This window comes from Aestuariimicrobium kwangyangense DSM 21549 (genome assembly GCF_000421525.1).
Classification (GTDB): domain Bacteria; phylum Actinomycetota; class Actinomycetes; order Propionibacteriales; family Propionibacteriaceae; genus Aestuariimicrobium; species Aestuariimicrobium kwangyangense.
This window is the reverse complement of record NZ_ATXE01000003.1, coordinates 353,257-374,955: the sequence shown is the minus strand read 5'-3', so window position 1 is coordinate 374,955 and position 21,699 is coordinate 353,257. Positions and strand designations below refer to the sequence as shown.

The 21,699-nt window shown below is 68.4% G+C and carries 17 protein-coding genes; 7 read left to right on the top strand and 10 right to left on the bottom strand.

Features of this window, described 5'->3' with window-relative positions; genetic code table 11:
• Positions 1 to 2: 2 nt before the first annotated feature.
• Complete coding sequence (gene ligA, locus H507_RS0111715) at positions 3 to 2,102, bottom strand: NAD-dependent DNA ligase LigA (protein ID WP_022910893.1); 2,100 nt, start codon at positions 2,100 to 2,102, stop codon at positions 3 to 5.
• A gap of 87 nt (positions 2,103 to 2,189) precedes the next feature.
• On the bottom strand, positions 2,190 to 3,071 hold the full coding sequence (locus tag H507_RS0111710; protein ID WP_022910892.1) for a LysR family transcriptional regulator: 882 nt from the start codon (positions 3,069 to 3,071) through the stop codon (positions 2,190 to 2,192).
• Positions 3,072 to 3,141: 70 nt separating this feature from the next.
• Between H507_RS0111710 and H507_RS16530 the strand changes: the two genes are divergently transcribed.
• The gene (locus H507_RS16530) at positions 3,142 to 4,224 is read left to right on the top strand and encodes a TDT family transporter (protein WP_022910891.1); all 1,083 of its coding nucleotides are present in this window, start codon (positions 3,142 to 3,144) and stop codon (positions 4,222 to 4,224) included.
• Here the strand turns inward: H507_RS16530 and H507_RS0111700 are convergent.
• Positions 4,179 to 4,781 (bottom strand): mycothiol-dependent nitroreductase Rv2466c family protein, encoded by a 603-nt coding sequence (locus H507_RS0111700; RefSeq protein WP_022910890.1) that lies wholly within the window; start codon positions 4,779 to 4,781, stop codon positions 4,179 to 4,181. The two genes, H507_RS16530 and H507_RS0111700, sit on opposite strands and share 46 nt — an antisense overlap.
• A 165-nt stretch (positions 4,782 to 4,946) precedes the next feature.
• Between H507_RS0111700 and pepN the strand changes: the two genes are divergently transcribed.
• Positions 4,947 to 7,511, top strand: a complete 2,565-nt coding sequence (gene pepN / locus H507_RS0111695; protein WP_040438362.1) for an aminopeptidase N — start codon at positions 4,947 to 4,949, stop codon at positions 7,509 to 7,511.
• A 33-nt stretch (positions 7,512 to 7,544) separates the two neighbouring features.
• Here the strand turns inward: pepN and H507_RS0111690 are convergent, their stop codons facing one another.
• Positions 7,545 to 7,784, bottom strand: coding sequence for a hypothetical protein (locus H507_RS0111690; RefSeq protein WP_022910888.1), 240 nt, complete (start codon positions 7,782 to 7,784; stop codon positions 7,545 to 7,547).
• A gap of 56 nt (positions 7,785 to 7,840) precedes the next feature.
• Between H507_RS0111690 and pyrB the strand changes: the two genes are divergently transcribed.
• The 4 genes from pyrB to H507_RS0111670 are packed head-to-tail and all read left to right on the top strand — an operon-like array spanning position 7,841 to position 12,266.
• Positions 7,841 to 8,959: an aspartate carbamoyltransferase gene (gene pyrB, locus H507_RS0111685; protein WP_022910887.1), complete on the top strand. Its 1,119-nt coding sequence runs from the start codon at positions 7,841 to 7,843 to the stop codon at positions 8,957 to 8,959.
• Positions 8,959 to 10,260, top strand: coding sequence for a dihydroorotase (locus H507_RS16525; RefSeq protein ID WP_022910886.1), 1,302 nt, complete (start codon positions 8,959 to 8,961; stop codon positions 10,258 to 10,260). The genes pyrB and H507_RS16525 overlap by 1 nt, the downstream gene beginning before the upstream one ends.
• A gap of 60 nt (positions 10,261 to 10,320) precedes the next feature.
• Positions 10,321 to 10,806, top strand: coding sequence for a Fur family transcriptional regulator (locus tag H507_RS16520; RefSeq protein ID WP_022910885.1), 486 nt, complete (start codon positions 10,321 to 10,323; stop codon positions 10,804 to 10,806).
• Entirely contained in the window at positions 10,806 to 12,266 is a 1,461-nt protein-coding gene (locus H507_RS0111670; protein WP_022910884.1) for a catalase, read from the top strand. Before H507_RS16520 ends, H507_RS0111670 begins: the two co-directional genes overlap by 1 nt.
• A gap of 101 nt (positions 12,267 to 12,367) precedes the next feature.
• Here H507_RS0111670 and H507_RS0111665 read toward each other — a convergent pair whose 3' ends face one another.
• The gene (locus H507_RS0111665; protein WP_022910883.1) at positions 12,368 to 13,456 is read right to left on the bottom strand and encodes a PfkB family carbohydrate kinase; all 1,089 of its coding nucleotides are present in this window, start codon (positions 13,454 to 13,456) and stop codon (positions 12,368 to 12,370) included.
• A gap of 150 nt (positions 13,457 to 13,606) precedes the next feature.
• The gene (uxaC, locus tag H507_RS0111660; RefSeq protein WP_022910882.1) at positions 13,607 to 15,016 is read right to left on the bottom strand and encodes a glucuronate isomerase; all 1,410 of its coding nucleotides are present in this window, start codon (positions 15,014 to 15,016) and stop codon (positions 13,607 to 13,609) included.
• 107 nt (positions 15,017 to 15,123) lie between these two features.
• Between uxaC and H507_RS0111655 the strand changes: the two genes are divergently transcribed.
• Positions 15,124 to 16,428, top strand: a complete 1,305-nt coding sequence (locus tag H507_RS0111655) for a lactate racemase domain-containing protein (RefSeq protein WP_022910881.1) — start codon at positions 15,124 to 15,126, stop codon at positions 16,426 to 16,428.
• A gap of 151 nt (positions 16,429 to 16,579) precedes the next feature.
• Here H507_RS0111655 and H507_RS16515 read toward each other — a convergent pair whose 3' ends face one another.
• Genes H507_RS16515 through H507_RS0111635 form a run of 4 tightly spaced genes read right to left on the bottom strand, consistent with a single transcriptional unit; the run spans position 16,580 to position 21,657 of the window.
• Positions 16,580 to 17,623 (bottom strand): LacI family DNA-binding transcriptional regulator, encoded by a 1,044-nt coding sequence (locus H507_RS16515; protein ID WP_022910880.1) that lies wholly within the window; start codon positions 17,621 to 17,623, stop codon positions 16,580 to 16,582.
• Positions 17,624 to 17,679: 56 nt separating this feature from the next.
• The gene (locus H507_RS0111645; protein ID WP_022910879.1) at positions 17,680 to 18,837 is read right to left on the bottom strand and encodes a MalY/PatB family protein; all 1,158 of its coding nucleotides are present in this window, start codon (positions 18,835 to 18,837) and stop codon (positions 17,680 to 17,682) included.
• Between the two features lie 19 nt (positions 18,838 to 18,856).
• Positions 18,857 to 19,741, bottom strand: coding sequence for an acyl-CoA thioesterase (locus tag H507_RS16510; protein WP_022910878.1), 885 nt, complete (start codon positions 19,739 to 19,741; stop codon positions 18,857 to 18,859).
• Complete coding sequence (locus H507_RS0111635; protein ID WP_022910877.1) at positions 19,738 to 21,657, bottom strand: AMP-dependent synthetase/ligase; 1,920 nt, start codon at positions 21,655 to 21,657, stop codon at positions 19,738 to 19,740. Before H507_RS0111635 ends, H507_RS16510 begins: the two co-directional genes overlap by 4 nt.
• Between the last annotated feature and the right edge of the window lie 42 nt (positions 21,658 to 21,699).

Here is a 21,699-nt window from a genome sequence, read left to right as displayed (position 1 = left end):
CTTCACAGGGCTGAGGGGCCCCCTTCGAGGAGTTGGACGAAGCCGGCCTCGTCGAGGATGGGGCGCCCCAGTTCCTCGGCCTTGGCCGCCTTCGAGCCCGCGTTCTCGCCGATCACCACGAAGTCGGTGTTCTTGCTCACCGATCCCGAAGCCTTGCCGCCCCTGCTGATGATGGCCTCCTTGGCCTCGTCGCGATTGAAGTGCTGCAGGGAGCCGGTGACCACCACGGTCAGGCCTTCGAGTGTGCGCGCGACCGACTCGTCGCGTTCATCGGCCATGCGCACCCCGGCGGCCTCCCAGCGCTCGACCAGGGCCCGGTGCCACTCGACGGAGAACCACTCGGTGATGGCCTCCGCGATCACCTGACCGACCCCGTCGGCCGCAGCCAATTGGTCGGGGGTCGCCTCCCGGATCGCTTCGATGGATCCGAACTGGGTGGCCAAGGAGCGGGCGGCCGTCGGGCCGACGTGCCGGATCGACAGGGCCACCAGCACCCGCCACAGCGGCTGGAGCTTGGCCTTGGCCAGGTTGTCGAGCAGTTTCGCACCGTTGGCGGACAGCACTCTGGGGGTGCCGTCGACAGTCTCACCGCGGCGCGCGGCGCGAGTGAAGAAGTCCACCCTCAGCAGGTCGTCGGCCGTCAGGTCGAACAGACCGGCTTCACTGGTGAGCACGCCCGCCGACAACAGGGCGTTGGCTGCTTCCCAGCCCAGGGCCTCGATGTCGAGGGCACCCCGGGTCGCCAGGGCGAACAACCGTTCGCGCAGCTGGGAGGGGCAGCTCTCGGAATTGGGGCAGCGGATGTCCTTGTCGCCCTCCTTCTCGGGGCGCAACGGACTGCCACAGGCGGGGCAGTGGGTCGGCATCACGAACTCGCGTTCGGTGCCGTCGCGCAGCTCGGCCACGGGTCCGACGATCTCGGGGATGACGTCGCCCGCCTTGCGCAGCACGACGGTGTCCCCGATCAGGACGCCCTTGCGCTTGACCTCCCACCCGTTGTGCAGGGTGGCCATCGACACCGTCGACCCAGCCACGACCACCGGCTCCATCATGCCGAAGGGGGTCACTCGGCCGGTTCGTCCGACATTGACCTGGATGTCGAGCAGCTTGGTGTTGACCTCCTCGGGGGGGTACTTGTAGGCGATGGCCCACCGTGGTGCTCGCGAGGTCGACCCGAGGGCCCGCTGGGAGGCGATCTGGTCGACCTTGACCACCACCCCGTCGATCTCGTGCTCGCCGTCGTGGCGGTGTTCGCCATGGTGTCGGACGAAGGCCTGCACCTCGGCGGCCGTGCTCACCACGGCGGCCGATGTCGGGGTGGGCAGGCCCCAGGCCCGGAGTCGCTCGTAGGCCTCGGACTGGCTGGGCACGTCGAAGCCCTGTCGCGCCCCGATGCCGTGCACCAGCATGCGCAAGGGACGGGTCGCGGTCACTGCGGGATCCTTCTGTCGCAGTGACCCGGCAGCAGCGTTGCGAGGGTTCGCAAAGGGGTTGCGCCCCTGCTCGACCAGCGAGGCGTTGAGGTCGGCGAAGGCCTCGATCGGGAAGAAGATCTCGCCGCGCACCTCGATCAGGTCGGGGATGTCGTCGCCGGTGAGCCGCTGCGGGACGCCCGCGATGGTGCGCACGTTCAGGGTGACGTCCTCACCGACCCGGCCGTCGCCCCGGGTGGCCGCGCTGACGAGGCGCCCCTGTTCGTAGGTGAGGTTGATCGCCAGACCGTCGATCTTGAGTTCGCACAGGAACGAGATCTGGTCGGCACCCAACTGTCGCTGGGCCCGCGCCATCCACTCGTCGAGTTCCTCGGCCGAGAAGACGTTGTCGAGCGATTCCATGCGCTGGCGGTGCTCGATGGGGGTGAACTCCGTGACCCGGGCCGCACCCACGCGCTGGGTCGGGGAGTCGGGGGTGCGCAGGTCGGGATGTCGTTCCTCGAGATCCTGCAGGTCGCGCATCCAGGAGTCGTACTCGGCGTCCGAGACGGTGGGCGAGTCGGTGCCGTAGTAGGCCTCCTGGGCGTCACCGACGCGCTGCGCAAGATCGGTCCACCGGTGGCGATCTTCGGTGCTGGCGGGGTCGAGGTCTGGTGTCTCGGTGCTCACAGGGTGATCCTGCCAGCCACCCCCGACAGATTTGGCCCGGACAGCGCACAGCCGTCCGGATCGACGCCGACGCGACGGGGCGACGTGTCAGGGGTGTGCAGTGGCGAGCAATTCGGCGGCGGGCCCCTGCAGCCGTCGGGCTCCGGCCCACACGGCGTGGAGCGGACGCCTGATGCGCGTCGCCAACGGGACCGCCACCAGGGTGCCCGCCGAGACGGCGTCGGACACGGCGAGCCGACTCAGCACCGCCGGGGCCGCGCCCGAGGCCACCGAGACCCTCACCGCGGCATTGCTGGCCACCTCGAGGAAGGGAGTCACGGGGGCGCCGACGGCCTCGTCCAGCGCGACGCGGGTACCCGACCCCGATTCACGGGTGATCAGCGGGGTCGCGGACAACTCCTCCAGCGACACCGGACGACGTCGCCGGGCCCAGACGTGGTGCGGGGCGACCACCAGCACCATCTCGTCGTGGGCGACGACCAGGCTGTTGACACCCCTGGGGACCGTGGGGTCCTCGATGAAACCGAGGGTCACGCGGCCTGCGCGCAGGTCTGCCACCACGTCGTGGCTGTTGTGGACGTGCACGTCGACAGAGATCTCAGGGTGGTGTTGACGCAGGGCGGCGAGCCACGTGGGGAGCAGGTGCTCGGCGATCGTCTGGCTCGCCCCCACCCGGATCGTGGCGGACGACGGCGACCCGTTCGCGGCGGTCACGTCCACGAGCGCGCGCACCGCGGAGAGCGCCGCCCGGGCATGGTCAAGCACCATGAGACCACTGGGGGTGAGGCTCGATCCACGCGGACCGCGTTCGAGCAAGGTGCACCCCAGGCGACGCTCGAGCCTGGCCAGGGAGCGGGTGGCGTTGGGCTGATCGGTTCCGCGTGACCGAGCCGCAGCGCCGACGCTCCCGTGTTCGGCGACCGCCACCAGCAGGTCAAGGGCCATCAGGTCGGGCCACGTCTGTGCCATGTGCACAGGATATGCCTCCATGGTGAGTTCGCCCCTACCGCCCGGCCAGGCCAGCGGTCAGTCTTGGAGCGTGACCACCTCCACACTTCCCAGTGTCCAGAACCCACGCGCCCTGAACGGTGCACCCGTCCCGACACTGGCCGGGGCCGGACCGGCCTGGTTCGGAGCCGTGATGGGCACCGGCATCCTCGCCACCTTGCTGCACACCTTGTTCGGCCAGCACGGCTTCGCCCGGTACACCTCCCACGCCCTGGTGGTGACGGCCTGGCTGCTGCTGGTCGGACTGTCCGCGGGCTTCGTGGCCCGTGCTGCCAGGAGCTCCTCGGTGATGAGGACGAGCGTGGGCGACCCCACGCAGTTCATGGCGTGGGGCATGGTTTCGATGGGTGTGCTGTCAGTCGGATCGGCGACGGTGACGGTCACTCCGCGTCTGCAGGTCGATGCGCTGCTGTGGACGGTTGGAACCGTGCTGGGTCTCGCGGCGGCGTTGGGCTTCGTCGTCCATGCCGTGCAGGGGTCGCTGCACGGCCGCCCCGCCACCTTCAGTTGGGGCCTGCCGGTGGTGGCGCCCATGGTGTCGGCCACCACGGGGGCGGCACTGGCCGGCCGCGTTCCGGGTGCTCGCAGCCTGATCATGGCCCTGTCGATCGGCTGCTTCGCGATCGCCCTGGGTCTGGGGTTGGTCGTCTTCGCCCTCGCCTACCGCGAGCACTGGGCACGCACTCCCCTGACGACGTCGGCGGCCCCGACCAGTTGGATCCCGCTGGGCATCGTCGGTCAGTCGACGGCAGCCGCGCAGGCGATCGCGAGGGTGGTGGGTGGCAGCGAGTCGTCGGTGGCCCGGCTCGCCCACGCCTATGGGTGGGTGATGCTGGTGCTCGGTGCGCCGCTCGTCGTCTGGGCCATCTGGACGACGGTGCGCGCCTTCGCCCGGGGCCTGGCCTTCACGCCGGCGTGGTGGTCCCTGACCTTCCCCCTCGGCACTCTCTCGCTGGGGACCCACCTGATGGGATGGGAGACCATCGCGCGCGCCTGCTGCCTCGTGCTGGTGGCGACCTGGTCATTGGCGGCCACCGGCAGCTGGCGTGCGGTGGCTCGTCAGCGGGCTCAGTCGAAGATCGGGCCCACGGTCCGCGAGCGCTTGAGTTCGTAGAACCCGTCGTAGGCGGTGACCTTCTCGACCCCGTCGAAGAGGTTCCCTGCCTCCTCGCCCTTGGGCGCCGGGGAGATGACGGGTCCGAACAGCGCCTTGCCGTTGATGTGGACCACGGGGGTGCCGACATCGTTGCCCACGGGTTCCATCCCGGCCGCATGGCTCTCACGCAGCAGGGCGTCCCACTCGTCGGTGGTGGCCCGGTCCGCGATCGACTCGTCCGCCCCCACCTCGGCCAGGGCCGCTCGCACCGTGTCGATGGTCTGGGGCTCCTTGCCGAGGTGGTAGCGAGTACCCAGGGCGGTGTAGAACTCCCGCAACTTCTGCTGGCCGTGGAGCTCCCGCACCCCGATCGCGGCGCGCACGCCCACGAAACCCTGCTGCATGGCCGCCTGGTAGTCGGGGTCGAGGTCGCGACCCTCGTTGAGCACCGAAAGACTCATCACGCCGAACGTCAGGTTCACCTCGCGCACCTGCTCCACCTCGAGCAGCCAGCGAGAGGTCATCCAGGCCCAGGGGCACATCGGGTCGAAGTACATCTCCACATTGGTCGTCATGGCGCAAGCCAAGCCCGAGGTCCGCTGTCGGCACAAGCAATTCCGCTGACGGCGAGTGATTTGCGGCGGGTCGCCGACGGCGCCCCCGCGTCGAAAGCACGTAGTCGCTACGCTCGATGGGTACGTTTCACCAATCTGGAGGATCCAGTGTCGAACCCTGCGAACATGACCCGCGAGACCGCACAGCGGCGGTCGTCCGTGGTCTCCACCCACGCCTACCGCGTGCTGGTGGACCTGACCGGACGCGATGTCAGTGACCCCGAGACATTCATCTCGTCGTCCACGGTCACCTTCCACACCACCGGTCAGCAGACCCACATCGACCTGATCGCAGACCGCGTGCTCTCGGTGGAGCTGGACGGGCAGCACCTCGACCCGGCCGCCTTCGCCGACCACCGCTACCCGATCGAAGCCCCCGAGGGCGAGCACGAACTGACGATCGTGGCGGTGTGCCGCTACAGCCACACGGGCGAGGGACTGCACCGGTTCGTCGACCCCGCCGACGACCGCGTCTACCTCTACACCCAGCTCGAGATCGCCGACGCACGTCGGGTCTACGCCTGCTTCGAGCAGCCCGACCTGAAGGCCACCTTCCAGTTCACGATCGCCGCTCCCGCTCACTGGGTCGTGGTCTCCAATGCGGCCGCCGTCACTCCCGAAGCCTTGGACGACGACACCGAGGGCCACCAGTTCGCCCAGTGGATCTTCGACCCCACTCCCCCGATGAGCACCTACATCACCGCCATCGTCGCCGGTGACTTCCATGTCGTCCACGACACCATCGCATCGACCTCGGGTGAGGTCCCCGCGTCCATCCTGTGTCGGCAGTCGGTGAAGGACTCCCTCGACGCGGAGCGCATCTTCACCACGACCAAGCGCGGGTTCGAGGTCTTCGAGGCGGAGTTCGACCACCCGTACGCCTTCGGGACCTATGACCAGGCGTTCGTGCCCGAGTTCAACGCCGGAGCCATGGAGAACGCGGGCTGCGTGACCATCCGCGACGAGTACCTGTTCCGCTCCCGGGTCACCTCCGCCTCGTACGAGGCTCGCGACAACACGATCCTGCACGAACTGGCGCACATGTGGTTCGGCGACCTGGTCACCATGAAGTGGTGGGACGACCTGTGGCTGAACGAGTCGTTCGCCGAATGGGCGTCCCACTACTGCCAGTCGAAGATCGTCGCGAAGTACGGCGGCGTCGACCCCTGGGTCAGCTTCGCCAATGCCCGCAAGGGCTGGGCCTACACCCAGGACCAGTTGCCCACCACCCACCCGATCGCCGCCGACATGGTCGACCTCGAGACCGTCGAGCAGAACTTCGACGGCATCACCTACGCCAAGGGCGCCTCGACGCTGAAGCAACTGGTGAGCCTCGTCGGCGAGCAGGACTTCATGGCCGGGGTGCGGGCCTACTTCAAGGAGCACGCGTTCGGCAACACCGAACTCAATGACCTGCTCGGCGCCCTCGAGCAGGCTTCTGGACGCGACCTGAGCTGGTTCGCCGGCGAGTGGCTCGAGAGGGCCGGGGTGAACACCCTCCACGCAGACTTCGACGTCGACGACAGCGGCGCCTTCACCCGCTTCGAGATCGTGCAGACCGCTCCTGCCGAGTGGCCGACCCTGCGCACGCACCGGCTGGCCGTCGGACTCTTCGACTCCCGCGAGGGCCGCCTCACCCGACGCGACGGGGTCGAACTCGACATCTCGGGCGAACGCACCTCGGTGGATGCGCTGGTCGGGGCCGTGCAGCCCGACCTGGTGCTGCTCAACGACCGCGACCTGACCTACGCCAAGGTGCGTCTGGACGAGCGCTCGCTGGCCACTGCCGTCGAGCAGATCGACGTGCTCGATGACGACCTGGCCCGCGCACTGATCTGGGGTGCTGCCTGGGACATGTGCCGCGACGCCGAGATGAAGTCCTCCGACTACGTCGCGCTGGTCGCGAGGGGGGTGGGTCGCGAGAGTGACCTCACTGCCGTCGGATCACTGTTGCGGCAGGCACAGTTGGCAGCCACGGGATACACGGCCACCGCTCGTCGGCCCGACGCCCGTTCCACGCTGGTGGCCTCGATCGCGGGCCTGCTGAAGCAGGCAGAGCCGGGCTCAGACCACCAGCTGGCCTTCGCGAACGCCCTGATCGCCTCGGTGCACACCGAGAAGGGCGCCGAACTGCTGCAGGGCTGGTTGCGCGGCGAGGAGGTGCCGGCTGGTCTGACGGTCGACACCGACATGCGCTGGAAGATCATCACCGCCCTGGCCCGGATGGGCGCCGTCGGCGAGGACGAGATCGCCGCCGAGCAGGAACGAGACCACACCATCCAGGGTGCTGAACTGGCGGCCGGGGCCCGCGCAGCGCGTCCCACAGCCGAGGCCAAGGCTGCCGCGTGGGAGCGGGCCGTCAACGAACCGTCCATTCCCAACGGCACCCACCGCACGCTGGCGGCCAACTTCGCCCAGTACGACCAGGACGAGGTCCTGGCCCCCTACTACGAGAAGTACCTGGAGGTGTGCGAGCAGATCAGCCGGGGCGACAACGGATGGCATGACCGCGGGCACGCCTCCACCCAGACGGCCCTCACCTGGTTGTTCCCGATCGACGGGGACGAGGCGTGGGTGGCTCGGGTGGACGAATGGCTGGCCTCGAGCCAGCCTTCGGACCAGGTGCGCCGCACCGTGGTGGAACGCCGTGACGCGACCGCCAGGGCGCTGCGGGTGCAGGCCCAGGGATGACCGGGCCGGCGCTGATCGAGAAGTGGGGGTTGGTCAGCTGGTGATCTCAGCGTGGCGTGCGCCCACGGGGGCCTCGATGGCCTCGTGGGCGGGATCGCCCAGGCCAACGGCTTCTGCCTCGGCCCGGTTGCGCTTCATCATGCGAGGCGCCCAGGCGATGGCTGCGATCACCAGCCCGAACGTCAACGGACCCAGCACGGTGATCAGCAGCAGGTGGAGATCGGAGACGGGTTGGGGCTCCGGCCAGCCGGGCAGCACGCGCAGGAAGATCATGGCTGCACTGTAATGCACGTGGTAGCTTCACTGGCGCGACGAGACGGAGGGCTGCCATGACGGCACCAGACCTTGACCAGTCCCGGCCGAACGGGTCACTCCACCCCTACGGTGAGGGCGAGCTGTTCGGCAAGGGGAAGCATCTGCTGAGCGTCTCTCAGTTCGATCGGCCCACCCTGGTAGACCTGTTCACCCTGGCCGACACGGTCGCCCCCATCGCCCAGCGACAACTGGGGCGCGGCGACCGGCAGTTGGCGACCGGGCAGACCGTCTGCAGCGTGCTCGACGGTGCCGTCCTCGGCAGCCTGTTCTTCGAACCGTCGACCCGCACGCGACTCTCCTTCGAGTCCGCCTTCCTCAGGCTCGGCGGCGAGGTCACCACCACCACGGGCTTCACGTTCTCGTCGATGGCCAAGGGCGAATCCATCGAGGACACCTCCCGCGTCGTCTCGGGGTACTCCGACGTGCTCGTGGTGCGCCACCCAGACGAGGGTTCCGTGGCCCAGTTCGCGGCAGCCAGCGTCGTCCCGGTCATCAACGCCGGCGATGGAGCCGGTGAACATCCCAGTCAGGCCCTGCTGGACCTCTACACCCTCGAGAAGGAACTGGGCCAGCGGGGCGGCACCGTCGACGGGAGCACGATCGCCGTGGTCGGTGACCTGCGTCACGGCCGCACCGTGCACTCCCTGCTCAAGCTGCTGACCGTCTACCGTGACGTGTCCGTGCGGCTGTTCGCACCCGAGAGCCTGGAACTGCCTGACGAGACGGCCCGCCACCTCACCTCGGCCGGCCACCGCCTGACGGTCTGCGACACCGTGGTCGAGGCACTGCGGGGAGCCGACGCCGTCTACACCACCAGGGTGCAGCGCGAACGGATCACCGGTGAGGTGCCCGCCAGCATCCAGGGCAACCTCATCGACCGGTCGGTGCTGGCGGAGGCCGACGCCCTCGACATCGTGATCATGCATCCGTTGCCGCGTGACTCACGCCACGATGCCTACGACCTCTCCTCCGACGTCGACGACCTGCCCGGGCTGGCGATCTTCCACCAGACCGACAACGGGGTCAACGTGCGGATGGCCATCTTCCTCACGGCCCTCGGCTGCTCGCCCGAGATGGTGAGGGTGACCACCAAGCAGCGCCCCTGGGACGCGACCCTGCACTGGAACCGATGATGGACGAACCCAGCAGCTGGACGTTCACCGGCATCGCCCTGCCCGACGGGCGCCGTCGCGACCTGCACGTGGTCGACGGGCTGATCGCCCCCGAGGCGGGACCGGGCGCACGGGTGGTCGACGCGGACGGCCTGCTGGCGCTGCCGGGACTCGTCGACCTGCACACCCACCTGCGCGAACCCGGCCAGACCGAGGCCGAGACCATCGCCACCGGCACCGCCGCTGCGGCCAGGGGTGGGTACACCGCCACCTTCGCCATGGCGAACACGTCCCCGGTCACCGACTCGGGGGCCCGGGTGCGCGCCCTGCGTGAACTCGCGGCCGCCTCCGGGAAGCATGGTCCGAGCACGGAGGTCGTGGCGATCGGGTCCGTCACCCGCGCGCTGGCGGGTGAGGAACTGGCCGACCTCGACTCGATGCTCGCCGTGGGGGTCCGGGTCTTCTCCGATGACGGATTCTCCGTTCCCACCGCCGACCTTGTGCGTGCCGCGATGGAGGCGCTGCTGCCCTTCGACGCCGTCCTGGCCGAACACTGCCAGGACCCGACCCTGGCCGGGTCGTCCGCCTGTTGCCACGAGGGTGAGGTCTCCCGGGACTTGGGCCTCCATGGCTGGCCCAGCATCGCCGAGTCGGTCGTCATCGCCCGCGACGTGCAGGTGGCCGGTTACCTCGGAGCGCGGCTCCACCTGTGCCACGTGTCGACCGCTGAGGGCGTCGAGGTGCTGCGCTGGGCCAAGGCCCGGGGCGTCCGGGTGACAGCCGAGGTCATGCCGCACCACCTGTTGCTGTCGGTCGACGACCTTCGTCAATCCTTCGAGGGTGGTGCCGGCGACACGACCTACAAGGTCAATCCCCCACTGCGGTCGGCCGACGACGTCGAGGCGGTCCGGCAGGCGCTGGCCGACGGGACGATCGATGCGGTGGCCACCGACCATGCACCACACCGCCCATCCGACAAGGACAAGCCCTTCCCCGAGGCGAAGCCGGGCATGGTCGCGGTGGAGCAGGCGCTGTCGGTGGTGGTCGAGACCATGGTCGACCAGGGACGACTCAGTTGGGCCCAGGTCGCAGATCGGATGAGCCACACCCCGGCGCGGATCGGCGCCCTACGACAGCAGGGTCGTCCGCTCGTGGTCGGCGAACCGGCCAATCTCGTGGTGGTCGATCCCAGCGCGCGCACGGTGGTCGATCGCGACCGGTCACTCTCGCTGGCGCGCAACAACCCCTACCACGGACGATCGCTCCCCGATCCTGTGGTGGCGACCTTCTGGCGCGGGCGCCAGACGTTCACCCGCGGCTGAACCTGCCAGCGAAGTCGGACCCTTTCTTTGGACTGAGTCCAAAGACGCTACCGTGGACCCATGACCACCGATCTTGCCGCCTCTCTGCTCCTGCAGCGCGGCGGACTCCGGGTCACCCGCCAACGGATAGCAGTCATTGAGTCACTGGCCGACCATCGCCACGTCACCGCCGACGAACTCGTCAAGCTGAGTGCGGGGGTGGGCATCAGCCGGCAGGCGGCCTTCGTGATCGTGGCCGACCTGACGAGGGCGCATCTGTTGCGCCGCCTCGACCTGCCGGGCCAGCCAGCCCGATACGAACTCGACCTCGGTGACAACCACCACCACGCGGTCTGCACCTCGTGCGGACGGGTCACCGACGTTGCCTGCGTGGGCACCGAGGTGCCCTGCATCCTCCCACCCCATGACCTCGGCATGTCCATCGAGGTGGCCGAGGTCCTGTACCGAGGCCTGTGCAGCGAGTGCCGCACGAGTCCCCCTGCGAGCCGGCGGGCAACCGCGCCCAGCCGTTCGAGAACTGATCCCGTACCACCAGAAGGAGCATGATGTCCGACGAGACCACCCCGATGAAGTCCGGGTCGACGACCCAGGCCGGTATCCCGGCCGTGAGTGATCGAAACTCGCTGAGCGTCGGAGCCAATGGTCCGATCGTGCTGCACGACCACCACCTGGTCGAGACCCTGCAGCACTTCAACCGCATGAATGTGCCGGAGCGTCGTCCGCACGCCAAGGGCGCCGGCGCCTTCGGCGAGTTCGTCACCACCGAGGACGTCACCGCCCACACCAAGGCCGCCCTGTTCCAGCCGGGGGTGAAGACCCGTGTGCTGCAGCGCTTCTCGACCGTCGCCGGCGAGCTCGGATCGCCCGACACGTGGCGCGATGTGCGGGGCTTCGCGCTGAAGTTCTACACCACCGAGGGCAACTTCGACCTGGTGGGCAACAACACCCCTGTCTTCTTCCTGCGCGACCCCATGAAGTTCCCCCACTTCATCCGCTCGCAGAAGCGCCTGCCCGACTCCGGACTGCGCGATGCCACCATGCAGTGGGACTTCTGGACCCTCAACCCCGAGTCGGCCCACCAGGTCACCTATGTGATGGGTGACCGTGGCCTGCCGAAATCGTGGCGCACCATGAACGGCTACGGCTCCCACACCTACATGTGGGTCAACGCCGCCGGCGAGAAGTTCTGGGTCAAGTACCACTTCATGAGCCAGCAGGGGGTGCACAACTTCTCCGCGGCCGATGCCGAGGCCCTGGCCGGGGCGGACGCAGAGCACCATCGCCGCGACCTGTTCGACGCCATCCGCAACGGTGACTTCCCCAGCTGGGACCTGTACGTGCAGGTGATGCCCTACGACGAGGCGAAGAGCTACCGGTTCAACCCGTTCGACCTGACCAAGACCTGGTCGAAGAAGGACTACCCGCGCATCAAGGTGGGCACACTCACCCTGAACGAGAACCCGACCAACTTCTTCGCCCAGATCGAGCAGGCGGCGTTCGCGCCCTCGAACATGGTGCCGGGCATGGGCATGAGCCCCGACAAGATGCTGCTGGGGCGAAACTTCGCCTACGCAGACGCCCAGCGGTACCGCATCGGCACCAACTTCCAGCAGGTGCCGGTCAACAAGCCGATCACCGAGGTTCACTCCTACAACTTCGAGGGCAACATGACCGTCGACCACCGTGGTGCGGCCTCGGTCTACGCCCCGAACTCGTTCGGCGACTCGTGGTCAGACCAGACCGGCCCGGTGGACAACTCCTTCGCGGCCGACGGCGAACTCGTCCGCTCGGCCTATGAACTGCACCCCGAGGACGACGACTTCGGTCAGGCGGGCACGCTCTACCGCGAGGTCTTCGATGAGGAGCAGCGCGTCCGCTTCCTCAGCACCCTGATCGGGCAGGGCAAGGCAATCGCCAACGAGACGGTCCTGGAGAACTTCTTTGGCTACTGGGGATCGGTGGATGCCGGTCTGGGTACCGCGCTGCGGGCAGCCGTCGCCGCCTGACCCGGAAACGAAAGCGGACGCAGCCGAGGACTTCCGCCCTGAGGGGCAGGGATCCTCGGCTGCGTCGGTTTCTGTCTCGCTGGGTCTGTCGCGCAGGTGGGTCACCTCTTGACGCGGGCGTTGCCCTTCCAGATCGACCACACCTGGTCCTCGTCGGCCGGGGCGCCGTAGTCGGTGATGGAGGTCGCAGCCAGGGCTCCGGTGGCCCAACCGAACTGCATGGCCTTCTCGGCCGGCCAGCCCTTGAGGATGCCGTAGAGCAGGCCGCCGACGAAACCGTCGCCCCCGCCGACACGGTCGTAGACCCCGATCTCGCGCAGGTCGGCGACCGCGAACCGGCCCCCGTCGCCCTCAGTCCGGGCCCACACGACGGCCCCCCAGAGGTGACGGTTCACCGTCTCCACCTCTCGCAGGGTGGTCGCGACATACGAGGCATGCGGGAAGGCCTGGGTGATCCGGCCGATCATCTCCTTGAAGCCATCGATCTTGTCGGTGAGCGCCGCACCACCCTCCTCGGGCCCGGCCACGCCCAGCGCGAGCTGGAAGTCCTCCTCGTTGCCGATCAGGATGTCGGCCTCGGAGGCGATCTCGGTGAAGGCGGCCCGCAACTCGTCCTCTCGTCCCTTCCAGAAGGAAGCCCGGAAGTTGAGGTCGAACGCGATCGCGGTGCCATGCTGCTTGGCCGCGCGTGCCAGGTCGAGACAGAACTGCGAGGTCTCGGGAGACAAGGCGGCGATCAGGCCCGACAGGTGCAACACCTTGACGCCCTCGTCACCGAAGATGCGATCGAGGTCGAAGTCGGCGGCAGTCAGTGACAGACCCACCTCACCGGCGCGGTCGTTCCAGACGCGGGGGCCACGCAGACCGTAGCCGGAGTCTGCGATGTTGAACTGGTGCCGGTAGCCCCAGGCGTCGCCCTGCGGACGATCCGGGCCCTCGTACGACATGCCACGCGCGCGCAGGTTCGACTTGATGAAGGCCGAGATCGGCGATCCCTCGACGAAGGCGGTGAGCACCTTGGTGGGCTCGCCGAGGTAGGACGAGACCGAGGCCACGTTCGACTCGGCCGAGGTGGCCTGCATGAAGAAGTGGTCGGAGGTCTGCACCTGCTGGGCATGGTCCGGGGTGATGCGGATGCCCATCGACGTGGCGACCACGAGGGACCACTGCGCATTGTCTCGAAGCTGCATGATGACTCTTTCCGTATGAGGTGCCTGGTTCTGTGGGGGCAAAGGGGTCATCCCCCGTCTGGTTCCCGTGGGGGTGCAGGGGGTCATCCCCCGCCCCGTTCCCGTGGGGGTGCAGGGGGTCATCCCCCGCCCCGTGATGCTGGTGCTGATTCAGAGCTTGAAGACTCGGGTGGGTTGGTCGACGACCAACTGGTGGGCGACCTCGTGGGCGTCGTCCTCGGTGAGGCGGTGTTCGACCACGAGTTCGGCCAGGTGGCCACAGTCGAGGCGACGCGACATGTCGTGGCGGGCGGGGATCGAGCAGAAGGCCCTCGTGTCGTCGATGAACCCCGAGGTGCGCGAGAAGCCAGCCGTCTCGGTGGTGGCCTTGCGGAACCTACGGATGGCGTCGGGGGCATCGATGAACCACCACGGCACGCCCACGTACACCGAGGGGTAGAAACCGGCGAGAGGGGCGAACTCCCGACTGAACATGGTCTCGTCCAGGGTGAACAGCACCAGGTTGAGGTTCTTGGACGTCCCGTAGGCGTTGAGCAGCGGCTGCAGCGACCGCGTCGCCTCGACCGCGATCGGGATGTCGCAGCCCACATCGGCGCCATAGGTCTCGAAGGTGGGCCGGTGGTGGTTGCGCGCCACCCCGGGGTGCAGGGTCATGGTGAGCCCGTCCTCGGTGGCCATCCGGGCCTGCTCGGTGAGCATGTTGCGGCGCAGCACGGTGGCCTCGTCCTCGGAGATCCGGCCAGCGCGGGCCAGTCGGAACAACCGCTCCGCCTCGGAGGGTTCCAGCACGATGGTGCCCAGGTCGGGGTGGCTGTGGTCGGTCGAGACCGCACCGTTGGCCTTGAAATAAGCGCGCCGGTTCTCCATTGCCGCCACCCAGCCCGCATAGCTGGAGATGTCGACGCCCGAGACCTCGGCGAGACGGTCGGTCAACTCGTTCCAGTCGTCCCGGAACGGCTCCAGGTACTTGTCCGGACGGAAGGTGGGCACCACGCGGCGGGTGAACGACGCGTCGTCCGCGAGCTTTCGGTGGTGGACGAGGTCGTCGCACGGGTCATCGGTGGTGGCCATGAACCTGATGTCGAAGGCGCCCATCAGGGCGCGCGGCCTCGAGGAGTCCTGGGCGATCCAGGCGGCGACGGTGTCGTAGATCTGGTCGGCTGTCTGGGCCGAGGGCACCACGTCGACACCGAAGATGCCGACCAGGGCATCTTCCAGCCAGTACTTCACGGGCGTGCCCCGGAAGTCGTTCCAGTGCTCGCACAGCGCACGGAACGCGGTGCGGGCGGCGGCTTCGTCCAGCTCTCCCTGGTTGACGCCCAGGGTCGAGAGCTCGACACCGTTGGCGTGCAGCATCCGGTTGACGTAGTGGTCGGGGGTGATCAGCAGCGAGGCGGGGTCGCGGAAGGGGATGTCGTCCGCGATCCAGGCCGGCGGCACGTGGCCGTGGGGGCTGATGATGGGCAGATCCTTGACCTGCGCGTAGAGCCGACGCGCCACGTCGCGCGTCGACGGCTCCGCGGGGAAGAGCCGATCCGGGTGAAGGGTGAGGGAGACCATGGCCCCAACTCTCGCGAGCGGGAGGGGTGACTGCCAAGGGTTGCCAAGCTTTGCCGGTCCCCGGCCCCCTGCTTGCCCGCCCGCTCGCAACGGCGTTCACTGGACGCATGAGCGACATCCTGGCGACCAGTGAGACCCCGATCGGGCCCGTCACCTGCGAACTGATCGGCGGTCCCCACCAGCACGTCGCAGAAGAGGAGCTGGAGGAGTTCGTCGCTCGCAAGTTGGGCGAGGTCGACCTCGACGGCAAGAAGGTGGTGCTGGTGGTGCCCGACGGCACGCGCTCGATGCCACTGCCCGAGGTGGCGACGATCCTGCACCGCCACCTGATCGACCGGGTGGCCTCGCTGACCGCGGTGATCGCGCTCGGCACGCACAGCTACATGGAACCCGATGAGATCGAGCGCATGTTCGGGGTTGAACCCGGTGGGCTGGCGCAGCGCTACCCGGGGCTGACCATCGTGAACCACGAATGGGCCGACCCCACCATGCTGGTCAAGGTCGGACGGATCGAGGGTGATCGCATCGGCGAACTGTCCGAGGGCAGGCTCGACGTGGGTGCCGACATCGTGCTCAACCGCCACGTGGTCGAGGCCGACGTGAACATCGTGGTGGGACCCGTCTTTCCCCACGAGGTGGTGGGCATCTCGGGTGGCAACAAGTACTTCATCCCGGGCGTGGCCAGCCAGGAATTCATCGACATGACCCACTGGGTGGGGGCCCTGATCAGTTCCGCGGCGATCATCGGAACCCGCGGCATCACCCCGGTGAGGGCGATGATCAACGAGGGGGCGCGACTGATCCCGGGAGCGCGGCTGGCGCTGAAGCTGGTGGTCGAGTCCGGCACCGGTCTGATCGAGGCCGCCGCCTTCGGCACCACCGAGGATGCCTGGGGGGCCGCCGCCGACGTGGCCGCACAGACCCACGTCACCTACGTCGAGACCCCCTTCCAGCGGGTGGTCTCGTGCATGATGCCTCGCTACGAAGACATCTGGACGGCCGCCAAGGGCTTCTACAAGCTGGAACCGGCCGTCGCCGACGGGGGCGAGGTGATCATCTACGCCCCCCACGTCACAGAGGTCTCGGAGACCCACCCCGAGATCTACGAGATCGGCTACCACTGCCGCGACTTCTTCGTGAAGCAGTGGGACACCTACAAGGACGTCCACTGGGGAGTGCTCGCCCACTCCACCCACCTGCGCGGCGCCGGCAGCTACGACGCCGAGACCGGGGTCGAGAGCTGTCGGGTGAAGGTGACCTTGGCCACGCGGATCCCCCGCGAGGTGTGCGAGTCCATCAACCTGGGCTATCTCGACCCCGACGAGATGGACCTCGAGGCGATGGCGGCCGAGCCCGGCACCGTGGTGATCGAGAACGCCGGAGAGGTGCTCTACCGGCACCGGCCGAGTTGATCCGCGCCGATCCGGGCAGCTGAGCGGCTTCCTCGTCACGCCACGTGACGGCCAGGCCCCTCACGTGCCCCAATTGGCGTGGATTTCGCCCAGCGGCGGCCGCGCGAACCACGGGATGGATCGGACCGGTATGGCCGACTGACGCTCCGGGTCAGCCCGGCTCCCCGCTCGACTCGCGGACGATCAACTGGATCGGCAGGATCTGGGGCTCGACCGGGGGGGTCGAGGGACGCTGGATCATGGTGATCACCAGGGCCGTGGCACGGCGTGACAGTTCCGACAGCGGTGCCGCGACCGTGGTCAGACTGGGGCTCACCAGGTCGGAGGCGAAGGTGTTGTCGAAGCCCACCACGGACAGGTCACCGGGCACGCTCCAGCCCAATTCCTTGGCCCGGCGGATCACCCCGATCGCGGTCAGGTCGTTGAAGCAGACCGCCGCGGTGGCGCCGTTGTCGCGCAAGGTGTCGGTGACACTTGCCCCACCCTTGACCGTGGGGGCAACCGGTCCGACCCGCTGGTCGATCAGGTCGAGTTCGTAGCACCCCTCCCGGAAGGCCCGGTAGCGGGAACCATTGGCCCACGAGGCCTCCGGACCGCTGACATAGGCCACCCGACGGTGGCCGAGCGAGGCGAGGTGCTCCAGGGCCCGGCGCATGGCTCGTCCGTTGTCGGCGATGACACTGGGAAGACCAGTGACGACGCGATTCATCACCACCGTGGGCACCTTCCGGGCTGCGGCCCGCAGGCCGGTGTCGGAGATGCGTGACGAGGCGACGAGCAGGCCGTCGACCTTGTCGAGCGAGCGGTCGAACAGGGCCTGCTCCCGGGTCTGGGACTCCTGGGTGTCGGCCAGCAGCAGTTGGTAGCCACGGGCCGTGGCCTCGTTCTCCGCCCCGCGGATGATGGAGAAGAAGAACGGGTTGGTGACATCGGAGACCGCCAGCGCCAACAGCTGGGTGTGCCGCGTGGACGGGGCCCGGAACACGGCCTCGGCTCGGTATCCCATCGCCTGGGCGACGGCGTGGATGTGGGCTGCGGTCTTGTCCGAGACACGACCGGGCCGCGAGAAGGCTCGGGAGACGGTCGACGGGTTCACCCCAGCCGCGGCCGCCACGTCATAGATGGTCGGGCGCTTCTGCATCCCAGCGGCGAACTGGCGTGCCGTGTCCGAAGCCTCGCTGCTCGTGTCACTCACGTGGTCACCCAATCAGACCGCGCCCGCCACGGCAAGAGTTGGCAACCAGTGGTTGGTCACCGCTGTTCCAGCGCTCGGGCCATGCGGTCGATCATCTCCAGGACGATCGGACGGGCCGTCCCGAAGTTGAGCCGCACGTCACCCACTCCGGCGGCACCGCAGGCCGCTCCATCAGTGAGGGCGACCTTGGCGTCCTCGAGGAAGAATCGCTGTGGGTTCTCGAGGCCCAGGTCGGCCGTCTCGAGCCAGGCCAGGTAGGTGCCCTGGGGGGAGACGTGCCCGACCCCGGGAAGCTTCGACGCGATCGCATCGGCCAGGGCGACGCGGGTGCCGTCGAGGTAGGTCAGCACCTCGTCCAGCCACGGCTGCCCCTGGGTGTAGGCGGCCACGGTGGCCACCACGCCCGGGGTGGCGGTGCCGTGGCTGCGCCCGAAGGCGATCGGCTCCCACAGTTCCCGCAGCGACGGGGAGGTCACGATGAACTGAGCGGCCTTCAGCCCGGGCAGGTTCCAGGCCTTGCTGGCAGCCATCGAGGTGACGGTGTGGCCCGCGGTGACCTCGGAAAGGGCGTGATAGGGCACGTGCACCGCCTCGCCGAACACCAGCGGGGCATGGATCTCGTCGTTGTAGACGAGCCCGTGATGGGCGTCGACGATCTCGCTCAGGCGGGTGAGCTCCTCGCGGGTGGCGACCTTGCCGATGGGGTTGTGCGGGTTGCACAGGATGAGCAGGTCCCCCTGCTCGTAGACCTTGTCGAGTGAGTCGAAGTCGTACTCCCAACCCGTCTCGGTGCGCAGCATGGGCACCTCGACCAGCTCTCGCCTGGCCCTGCCGGGCATGGTCAGGAAGGGCATGTAGGCAGGCGTCGGCAGGATCACCTTGGCACCCTCGGCCAGCATCAGGTCCATGGCGATCTCGAGCCCCGACAACACGTCGGGCAGGGGTGTCACGTGCCGCGGTTCCAGCTGCCATCCATAGCGCCGGACGTAGTGGGCGGTCGCCTCGCACATCTCGTGGGCCAGGGAGTCGGGCAGGTATCCGAAGTTGAAACCGTCCACCATCCGGTGCAGGGCCTCGGCGATGGGGTCGGCCAGTCCGAAGTCGTGCTCGGCCACGAAGGCGCCCAGGGTGCCGGGGAACCTCGTCCACTTGCCCGAGCCGCGGGCCACGAGGTCGTCGGGGGTGAGGGCATCGATCCGGTCAGCGAAACTCATGGGAGCAGCTTCTCACGGGTCAGTCGCGCACCAGTTCGCGGCCCAGCCTGCTGCGCGTGGTGGCGGGTAGTTGCTTGGGTCGTCCCTCGTCATCGGCACAGACGAGCACCGTCCGGGCCCGGACGAGCACCTGGTCCTCCGCCAGGGGGTCGACCACTTCGGCGGCGAAGGTGACCGAGCTGTTGCCCAGCCTCGCCACTCCCGTGTCGACCCGGTAGGGCTCGACCCGATAGGGGATCTGGGCCAGGTACTCCACGTCCTGCCGGGCGACCAACCACAGCGAGTGCTCCTCGGCCGCGTGGGCCGGGTCGAGACTGCTGCCGTGGCGCAGCATCGAGGGGTCCACCCAACTGGACGCCGCGATCCGGGCCTCCTGCACGTAGTCGAACAGGCGCACGTTGTTGACGTGCCCGAAACGGTCCACGTCGGACCATCGGGGACGGAGCGGGTGCGCCACCCCCCTCCCGAGCAGGGCCGGAGCCTGAAGATCCCGGAAGGGCTCGACCTCGATGCGGTGCCGCTCGAACCAGCCCCGCTCCCCCGCGGAGAGCCGCCTCACCTGTTGGGAGGCGAGGTCGAAGGGGCACAGCACCGAGCGGGCCCGGGCGCACTCGACCCCGTCGTGGCTCAGCAGGTAGGCCACCTCGAACCGAGCGCCTCCGATGTGGGTGATGCCCAGGTCGACCACCACCGGCCTGGGCGAGTAGGTGATCGGTGCGAGGTACTCGATCTGGTGTGAGATCACCACCACCCCGGTCTCGAGCATCTCGGTCACGCCCGCGGCGTGCAGGAAGTCGACGCGCGCCTCCTGCAGGTACTCCGCCACCATGCCGTTGTTGACGTGCGCCTGCGCGTCCATGTCACCCCACCGCAGGGGCACCTCGACCCGCATCGTGGTGGTCACAGGTCGGCCGGGTCCTCGTCGTAGAGGCCCGCGATCACGTCGGCGTACTGGGACTCGACCACGTTGCGGCGCACCTTCATGTTGGGGGTGACCCCGCCGTCGTCCACCGAGAACTCGCGCTGCAGCACCTCGAACCGTTTGACCGTCTCCCACCGCTCCAGCGTGGAGTTCGCGTGCGCGATCTGGTCGTCGAGCGTGGCCCGCAGATCGGGGGAGGCCAGCAGGTCGGCGTGGGTGGAACCAGCGTGACCGTGCCGCTCGGCCCAGGTCTTCACGGCCGCCTCGTCGAGGGTCAGCAGGGCAACCACGTACTTGCGGTTCTCGCCGAGGGCGACCACCTGCGAGACCAGTGGGCTCGCGGCCGTGACCGCGCCCTCGACCTTCTGTGGCGCCACGTACTTGCCCCCGGAGGTCTTGATCAGGTCCTTCTTGCGGTCGGTGATGGACAGGTAGCCGTCGTCGTCGAGCACGCCCATGTCGCCCGTGTGGTACCAGCCCTCGTCATCGAACGAGGCTGCGGTGGCGTCGGATCGTCCGTGGTAGCCGCGGGCGATGACGGGGCCGCGCAGCAACAACTCACCGTCATCCGCGATCTGCACCTCCATGCCGGGCGTGACCTTCCCGACGGTGCCGAAGTGGGGCGTGGCAGGGTCGTTGACGAAGGCGATGGCGCTGGTCTCGGTGGCGCCGTAGCCCTCGACCACCGTGATGCCGGCCGAGTAGAACCACGCCTGCACCTTCTCAGAGAGCTTGGCCGAGCCCGACATGAAGAACCGGATCCGGCCACCCATCGTCTTCTTCAGCTTCGAGAACACCAGCCGATCGGCGAGCGCGTACTTCAGCTTCAGTCCGACCGGCAGCCGTCGGCCCGCGAGCCGGTACTGGCGGGAGTCGCGGCCGACCGCGAAGGCCCAGCGCGAGATCTTGTCGACGGTCGAACCGGGGGCGGCCTTGGTCATCACGGCCGAGCGCACCTTCTCGAAGATCCGGGGGGCACCGCACATGAAGGTGGGTCGCACCTCGCCCAAACCGGTCACGATCCGGTCAAGACGACCGTCGACGGCCGAGGCGAACCCGCTGGTCAGCTGGACCGCCAGCAGGCACTTCCCGAAGACGTGGCTGAGCGGCAGCCAGAGGTACTGAAGGTCGTCCTCCCGGACGATGCCTGTGGCCTGCATGGCGACGCCCTCGTAGGTCCAGGATCGGTGGGTGAGCTCGACCCCCTTGGGACGACCGGTGGTGCCCGAGGTGTAGATCAGCGTCGACAGTTGGTCGGGGGCGATGGCCGCGACCGTGCGGGTGACCAGGTCGTGGTCGCCGTGCAGGGCCCTGCGCCCAGCCTCCTCGAGGTCGTCGAAGGTGATCACCCTGTCGTCGGAGTCCTCCAGGGACCGGTCGTCGTCCAGGATCACGATGTGGCGCACGACGTGGTCGAGTTCGGTGGCCTTGCGCAGTTTGTCGAGCTGGGCCGAGTTCTCGACCACCACGATGTGCGAGTCGGAGTCGGCCACGATGTGGGTGACGTCGTCGACGTTGGTGTTGGGGTAGATCGTGGTCGTCGCTCCCCCGGCGCACGCAATCCCCAGGTCGGTGAGCACCCACTCGATGCGGGTGGTCATGGCGATCGCCACCCGGTCCTCCGGTTGGAGCCCGAGCCCGATCAGCCCGGCGGCGATCACATGGGCCCGCTGCTGGGTCTGCGTCCACGTCAGCTCATGCCACTGGTTGACGCCGACGGGGGCCCGGTCGGGCACCAGGAAGGCCACCTTGTGGGGAGTGGCCCGGGTGCGATCGGCCAGCATGGTGCCCAGGTTCTGCGAGCAGGCGGCCAACAACCGGTCCCGCTCGGCCAAGTCTCCGAAGGTGGAGTTGGCTCGTGCTGAGGAGGGTGTCGGCTCGGCGGGCTCGGGGGTCATGTTCTCTCCTCGCGGCGGGGCGGAGTTCGTCAGTCGGCATCC